Source organism: Schlesneria sp. (genome assembly GCF_036405755.1).
Classification (GTDB): domain Bacteria; phylum Planctomycetota; class Planctomycetia; order Planctomycetales; family Planctomycetaceae; genus Schlesneria; species Schlesneria sphaerica.
Window position 1 is genome coordinate 37,328 of sequence record NZ_DASWWZ010000095.1, and the last position, 7,541, is coordinate 44,868.

Sequence of the window (7,541 nt, forward strand, 5' to 3'; positions counted from 1 at the left end):
GTTCCCCCGCCTGACCTTCCTTCAAAGTTTCATAATGACCAAGCATATTTTTGTCACTGGCGGCGTGGTAAGCTCGCTCGGTAAAGGCCTCACTTCTGCTTCGATCGGGACCATCCTCGAACGACGTGGACTCAAAGTTCGTATGCAGAAACTCGACCCGTACATCAATGTTGATCCGGGGACGATGAGCCCCTTTCAGCATGGCGAAGTCTACGTCCTGGATGACGGCTCAGAGACAGACCTCGACCTGGGACACTACGAGCGATTCACCAACAGCCCCCTGACGCGCGAGTCCAACTACACGTCCGGACGGATCTATTCCAAAGTGATCCAGAAAGAGCGTGAAGGGAAGTATCTGGGCAAGACAGTCCAGGTCGTGCCGCATATCACCGACGAAATCAAGGCTGCTGTCCGCGGTCTGGCCGGTCCTGATGTCGATGTCGTCATCACCGAACTGGGCGGCACCGTGGGCGACATCGAAGGCTTGCCGTTCTTTGAAGCAATTCGACAGCTCCCACTCGATATTGGTCGAGAAAACTGTCTGTTCATTCATTTGACGCTCGTCCCGTATCTGAAAGCGGCAAAAGAGCTCAAAACCAAACCGACCCAGCACAGCGTGCAGCAACTGCGGCAGATTGGTATTCAACCTGACATTCTGATCGTGCGAACGGAACGCGACCTCGGTCAGGATAACGCCGACAAGATTGCCCTTTTCTGCAATCTGGAGAAACGTGCCGTTATTGTTGAACAGGACAAGGAATATTCGATCTACGAAGTTCCTTGCGGGTTGGTCGAATATGGTCTGGATAAGCTGATTCTCGAGAAACTGCACCTTCCCGCAGGTCAGTCCGAAATGGATGACTGGGAAGATCTTGTTCACCGGATCAAGAATCCGCTGCACGACGTCAACATTGCCGTGGTTGGCAAGTACATTGAACATCGCGACGCCTATAAATCGATCTACGAAGCCCTGGATCACGCCGGGTTCTCGCATTCGACCCGCGTCATCGTCAAACGGATTGAAGCCGAGTCACTCGAACAGCAGGAAGCCGCCTCTGTTCTAGCAGGTATCGATGGTCTGCTCGTCCCTGGTGGATTTGGACACCGGGGAATTGAAGGGAAAATCCAGGCGGTGCGATATGCCCGCGAACAGAACATCCCCTACTTCGGAATCTGTCTGGGGATGCAGGTTGCCGTGATCGAATACGCCCGGCACAAACTCGGTCTCGATGATGCCGACAGTACCGAGTTCGACACAGCTACGCCCCACCCGGTGATCTGCCTGCTGGAGGACCAGCGGAACATCGACAAGAAGGGGGCAACGATGCGCCTCGGAGCACAGCCATGCGTGCTCGCTCCTGATTCGTTGATGGCAAAGATCTACGGAACCAACGAGATCTCAGAACGTCATCGCCACCGTTACGAATTCAACCCCGAGTATCGTGAACGGTTCATCGCAGGTGGGATGTCTCTCAGTGGAAACAGCCCCAGCGGCACACTTGTGGAAGCCATTGAACTTCCCGACCATCCCTGGTTCGCTGCAGTGCAGTTCCATCCAGAGTTCAAATCCAAACCTAACCATCCGCATCCGATGTTTCGCAGTTTCATCGAAGCCGCACTCCTGCGACACCAGTCGCGAAAGTAACCTTCGCCGGAATCAGCGCGTAAAGCATGCGGGGAACCTTCTCAAAATATGAGGCGGTTCCCCCGCTTTGTTTACTCCCCGACCCGCGGGTAGCCAAGGTTGACGCGTCTTCGCGGGGTCAGCAGCAAGAGGTTTTCCTGCGTGCGGCACCATAGCCCAAGTTCTCAATCAACCCATGCAAGCGACAAAAATCCCTTTCGGGTTGCAACTCCGCCCACGTCGCGACCCGCATCCGGATCTTGATTGCAGTCACGCGATTGCTTGCGTCGTCAAAAATCTGCGCGGGCAAAGACATCTTGTGTCTCGTAAACCCGGTCACCCTCAGGACCACACAACTCGTCCGTCGCTTGAGGCATGCTGAATCCCGCGCTCCTGATCCTTTTCTCGGAGTCGATCCCAGGTTTCCTGATTGGTGAGCGCAATCGCCCCAGCTCAGAAAAGATGGAACGAAAAAATGGACCAGATCGATCCCTGGCTATGCGGAAACGTCTGCGACAAATTGTTCCAGTCGCCCCTGAATTTCCTGCAGAATTTCGGTATCTGACGAGGGTCGCTGCACACTGAAGGGGTGGGTCAGATCCGTGCCAATCCACCCGCGCAAATGGAGAAACTGAGCCGCCGAGTGCTTGTATCCCGGGGATGGGTGACGGAAAGCGAAGTGCCCCAGGTACTGCAACTGGTCATTCAGCTCATAGAAGCGGCGATCCCCGTTTTCCCAAAATTTGTCACGCATCGCGAACAAATCCGGCGCGAAGGTGCTGAGTCCCAGCAGGTAGTCACTTCCGTACATGACCATATCGATGGCGAAGTCGTTCCCCGTGAAGATCACAAAGTCGGGCCGCGACTCGTTTCGTAATTGCAGTCGCTCCCATTCGGGTTCCCGACGAAATGAAGAGTGCTTGACCCCGACGCATTGAGGTATCGACATCACCCCTTCGAAAGTGGGCAAATCGTAGATTGCTCCAAACGGTGCCAGACTGGTCGTCAGCTCGAACGCCAGGAAGCGGTCACAGGCGGAAGCCAATTGCGCGTAACTCTCAACGATTCTCTCACTCGACTGACGCGTCAGCCCATAGGATTGAAAAACGATGGGCAGTCCGCCCCGGTCTTCGATGAACTCGATCTGCTGGAGATAGGCATCGCACTGGAACGCATCGCCCTCTCGATCAGCGACGAACGCTCCTGCGACGAAGGGAAGCCCTGCCAGAATGTCGTGCGTCCTGTTCAGCACGTAGTTGCGTGTCGAGTCATCGATCAAATTCACATAGCCCGTGTCCATATTGACGGCGGGAATCAGCCCCGCTTCGACAGTTCGGGAAACGTGCTGATCGAAGGCCAGCCAATCGACTTCACCCGCTTCAGTAAACGGCAGCAGGATGGCCGAGACGCCAGTGATTTTGCGCCGGGGCTGGACCAGGTTCAGGGGATCGACTGACACCATGGGAGCAATCACGAAGAGTGTCGTTAAATTCCGTTTCAAGCGGAGCGCACAAAGAAGACCGGCAGTTCCAGGTAAGATCTACTTTCAGACGTTCCGATGCAGCGACCGTCAGGCCGACTTTCCACGTCGCCAATTGCGCCGGTTCCGACGTACCCTGTCGTCTGTGGATTCGTCTTCAACCTGCGACGCTTCGGGGATGTTGGAGGCTGCGGCGGGTCGACTCTGCTCTGCGATATCCGATGTCAACGTTTCACCTGGCCAGAGCGACTCGGTCTCGTGCTTCAATCGCATCTGATCGATTGTCGGAGCGAGAGTGAACGATACCGCGTCATTGTCGGGGGCAACAGTGGAAATCTCGCTGAGTGCCTGATCCCGTTGAAGTACATTCCGAGCAGGATCGAGGCGATTGACGTCCAGTTCATCCGCACGTTCGACTGAGGCGGCCTTCGTTGCCGTTCGGGTCTGAGCCAGCGCTTCGATTTCGGCTCGGGCCGCCGCCTGACGGCTGGACCAGTCTTGCAGTGTACCGGTCTGAAGCCGCTTTTGCTGGTGTGTTGCCTCTGCCTGCAGGTGACGTGAGGGCGAGCGGTCGCGGAGGGTCTGCGTCCGAACGGATTGTCGCGAGACCAGGGGGCCATACGCCCCCGTCACTGCAGCGTTGCGTTCCTGTTCGGCCAATTGCTTCAGGGCCGATTCGACAGAGACGGTTTCTGGAATCTTGAGTCCCGCAAAAGACATCTGTGGGTGACGTCGTAATCGATCCATTCCCGCTCGCGACGATCGTCCGTCGCTGATCGCGAATCCAACAATCGTCACTAGCACGGCCAGCCCGATCGCCATGACGGCCCCGATCATGTAGGGGAGAATTCCACTGGTAGACGGAATTCCGTTGGGCATGGTGTTGATGTTAATGCGTCGTGCCAGAATCGTCGGAGCAATGTGGACTCCACCGTTGGACTGGTAGCCTTCTTTCTTGAAGAAGTATCCTGTGACGCGGACAGGCTTCCGCAGATTTTCGCCCGGCTCAATGCCACTGGGCAGACTCGTACAGACGACGCGGAACGGATGATTGCTGGAATCTCCGGTGAAGATCCACGCTTCATACATCCTGGCCACGCCGTACGAATTCCGATTGGCCTTCAGCTCGTACAGGCGCCACAGATCCCCTTCGATCGTAATCGGTTCACCACGATAGCGATCTGGTTCGGTCATCAGATTGATGTACTGCACATCCTTGTTGGAGACACGTTCCAGCTGGGACGGAGGAACCCGCCGTGAATGATCCAGCAACCAGAAGAAGGCTTCGGATTCGTCGCTGCGAATTCCGATATCGTTGTCTTTGACCCTGTCCAGATATCGTTTGTCGATGCGAGGTTTCGCAATTTCTGCATCAACCGGTTCTGGCTGGCTGGGAGGAAACGGCGTGACTGTCCCCCGGCGACCGAGCTCAATCGGTGCGGCCGGACGTTCGTCTGGATCGTAGGCGGGACCACGCGTCGACAGCCCGCTGGCAGGTTTCACCTGTCGCGAGCGAGGAGCGACATTCCAGTCGTCACCCTCGTCGACACTGCTGGGGGCAGGCAGACGTTCATCTCTTCGAGCGGGGGGGGGTTCCGTCGTCAGGCGCGGCGTGCGAAGATCTTCGAACGAATTATCCAGTTGCTGAGGCTTCCGGTGCCGTGGAATCGGTCTGATGAAATTTTCTGGTTCGTTTCGCGCGGGGGCGGAACCTGCGAAGTCGGGGTCGAGAGCCCAGTCATCAACCGCCGGAGGAGCGGCTGTTGCAGGAACTCGATCGAAATCACTGACCGACCGCGAGGGGGTACGTGCCCCAAACTCGTCGGCCACATCAAGGGCTAATGGATTGCCCGAGGGAACAGGATCACTGCCGCTCTCCCGGCCGGCCTTCCTGGATTCTTTGCTGCGGGTCGTGAATGGCGTCCGATCGTCCAGGGATTTCGACCTGGGCGACTGACCTCTGAGGTCTTCTTCGGCGACCGGTGACAGGTCTTCCAAAGTGGCAAGATCGTCTGAGAGAGCAGCGATAAACTCGCCCTCTTTCAAGTCGAACGTTTCACGACGAACCTCAAAGCTCAGCGAATCGGGTGAGATCCCCTGCGGCTTCGTGCTCACACCCGGGCGCTTGGTCACAGCACCCACGGTGAACATGATGATCGCCATCAATCCGACGAACGACAACATTCGGAGCTGCAGTCGACGATTCAGATGAGGCGGCGTGGTTTGCGAGAGTTGAAAGCGCATACCCACCCATTCGATGAGAGGTGTCCTGATTCCGGGAGCCCAGCGTCCATACTGTGATTCAACCGGTAATCAGGAGTGTATACTGCTTCTGCAAATCTCACAACGCGAGTGTCGAAGGAAGAAGCAAGCGTCTACTTTCCCGCCGCAAATCACCCCTGAAAACGAAACAAAACATCATTTAGATCTGTTCATCAGAACACACAATCCTTCCCTAAGCAAATTGTGTGCAAGATCGACTTTGAGTTTATTCTTCGTCTGGAATTTCATCCGAGGACTCGATTTCGTCGTCAACTTCGTCCGGCACTTTCGACACTTTGGTGCGACGGAAGACCGCCACCACGTCTTCAATGGGGACAACGAACAGCAGATTGTCCGGTTCAAAGTCAACGGGGATGGCGTGTTTCGGATGGAAAATGACTTTGTCATATTTCCGAATAGGAAAATCATCGTCCCGTTCGATCTGAATGCTGATTTCGACAACCCGTCCGGTGATGGTGGGAATCTCGGAGTTGTCGGGCAGAACGATTCCTCCCCGAGTCACCTGACGGCTCTCGTCCTTACGAATCAGAATCCTTTTTCCCACTGGTTCAACGTATTCGTCCAATGCTCACCTCTTTCCAGTTTTGCTGAGTTGATATCGAATTTTATCGCAGAATTGCAACTGAATTGAAGTTCGTTGCATTGCGGTTTTTGCTTGGCGGCTGCTTGCCATGGCGAGACAGGAAACGACGCAATCTGAATTGCGGCATCACTTAAGCGATGAAGTATGCTCGTTGGACGTGACCTTCACGGCACCGACCTGTATCCTCCTTCGCTGAAGTCAATTTTACGAAAGGATCTCGATGTCCACCGATCTTCGCAACGAGGATAAACAGCACGGCCTTCCGCTGCATACGAAAATTCTGATTGGCTTGCTTGTCGGAATTCTGGGCGGACTCGCAGCCCATGTGGTGGCCACCGTCGAAGCGGGCGTCCCCGGCGACGCCAACAAAAACGGCCTGAAAGATTGGCTGGATACGCTGATCTACTGGGTTGAACCGGTCGGAAAAATCTTCCTCCGGATTATGTTCATGGTCGTGCTTCCCATGGTCTTCTCGGCACTGGCACTGGCGGTAGTGGAAATTGGTGACCTCAAGAAACTGGGCCGCATGGGGCTGAAGACACTTGGTTTCACCGGACTCCTCTCGACCGCTGCGGTTCTGATCGGTGTGGGACTCGTAGGAGTTCTTCGTCCCGGACACGCACTCGAAGAGGGCCAGCGGCAGAAGCTGATCACCCAATACTCGGGCAGTGCCTCGGAAAAAATGAACAAACTGAAGGATGCCAAGCCCGTTCGTGACACGATTGTCGACCTGCTGCCCGAAAATCCCCTGCAAGAGATGGTCGGTGCCGTCGATGGCAGTTCCAAAGGGAACGGGATGCTGTCCGTCATGGTCTTCGCACTCATCTGCGGGATGGCGATTACGACTCGTCCGATCGAGACGCAGACCTTCGTCTCCTGGCTGGAGGGCCTTTATGCCATCTCCATGTCCGTCATCAGTTTTGCCATGAGACTGGCCCCCTACGGTGCGGGATGCCTGGTCTTTGCCCTGACGGCTCAATTGGGCTTCGACATTCTGAAGACGCTCGTCTGGTTCGTACTGACGGCCCTGCTGGGTCTCGGAATCCAGTTGGTCGTGGTCTATTCCATTGTGGTGTTTGTCTTCGCCCGGATTTCCCCCTGGAAATTCTTTTCGAACGTCTCGGAAGCGATGCTCGTTGCCTTCGGCACTTCGTCGTCCAGTGCCACATTGCCAACGGCGATGAAAGTCGCTTCGGAGGAACTTCGGCTTCCCAAACGAATCTCGAATTTCGTCCTCACCGTCGGTGCCACGGGCAATCAGAACGGGACGGCCCTGTTTGAAGGGGTGGTCGTCCTGTTTCTGGCACAGGTCATGGGCATCGAGCTGACCGCCAGTCAACAGTTTAAAGTCGTGTTGATGTCTGTGCTGGCGGGAATCGGCACGGCAGGGGTACCGGGCGGTTCACTTCCGCTGATCGTGGCCGTCATGAACTCTGTGGGGATCCCCGGGGAATCGATTGGGATCATTCTCGGCGTCGACCGGATTCTCGATATGTGCCGCACAGTCGTGAACGTCACCGGCGACCTGGCCATCGCAACGTGCGTCGCCAAGTCAGAGCCCGCACATGAGA

At 55.9% G+C, this 7,541-nt stretch carries 5 protein-coding genes; 2 read left to right on the top strand and 3 right to left on the bottom strand.

Features of this window, described 5'->3' with window-relative positions:
• Positions 1 to 34: 34 nt before the first annotated feature.
• Positions 35 to 1,645: a CTP synthase gene (locus VGE80_RS03250; protein WP_440591659.1), complete on the top strand. Its 1,611-nt coding sequence runs from the start codon at positions 35 to 37 to the stop codon at positions 1,643 to 1,645.
• Positions 1,646 to 2,120: 475 nt separating this feature from the next.
• Here VGE80_RS03250 and VGE80_RS03255 read toward each other — a convergent pair whose 3' ends face one another.
• From VGE80_RS03255 to VGE80_RS03265, 3 genes are all read right to left on the bottom strand, one after another.
• Positions 2,121 to 3,086 (bottom strand): dihydrodipicolinate synthase family protein, encoded by a 966-nt coding sequence (locus VGE80_RS03255; RefSeq protein ID WP_440591660.1) that lies wholly within the window; start codon positions 3,084 to 3,086, stop codon positions 2,121 to 2,123.
• Positions 3,087 to 3,194: 108 nt separating this feature from the next.
• Entirely contained in the window at positions 3,195 to 5,348 is a 2,154-nt protein-coding gene (locus tag VGE80_RS03260) for a hypothetical protein (RefSeq protein ID WP_373650732.1), read from the bottom strand.
• Positions 5,349 to 5,592: 244 nt separating this feature from the next.
• Positions 5,593 to 5,952, bottom strand: a complete 360-nt coding sequence (locus VGE80_RS03265) for a co-chaperone GroES (RefSeq protein ID WP_373650731.1) — start codon at positions 5,950 to 5,952, stop codon at positions 5,593 to 5,595.
• Between the two features lie 238 nt (positions 5,953 to 6,190).
• Between VGE80_RS03265 and VGE80_RS03270 the strand changes: the two genes are divergently transcribed.
• The coding region (locus VGE80_RS03270) for a dicarboxylate/amino acid:cation symporter (protein WP_440591661.1) at positions 6,191 to 7,541 on the top strand (1,351 nt) is incomplete at its 3' end.

Excerpts from the sequence above, each read along its gene's own strand:
- VGE80_RS03250 (WP_440591659.1), top strand. The coding sequence starts at position 35 with ATGACCAAGCATATTTTTGTCACTGGCGGCGTGGTAAGCTCGCTCGGT.
- VGE80_RS03255 (WP_440591660.1), bottom strand. The coding sequence starts at position 3,086 with ATGGTGTCAGTCGATCCCCTGAACCTGGTCCAGCCCCGGCGCAAAATC.
- VGE80_RS03260 (WP_373650732.1), bottom strand. The coding sequence starts at position 5,348 with ATGCGCTTTCAACTCTCGCAAACCACGCCGCCTCATCTGAATCGTCGA.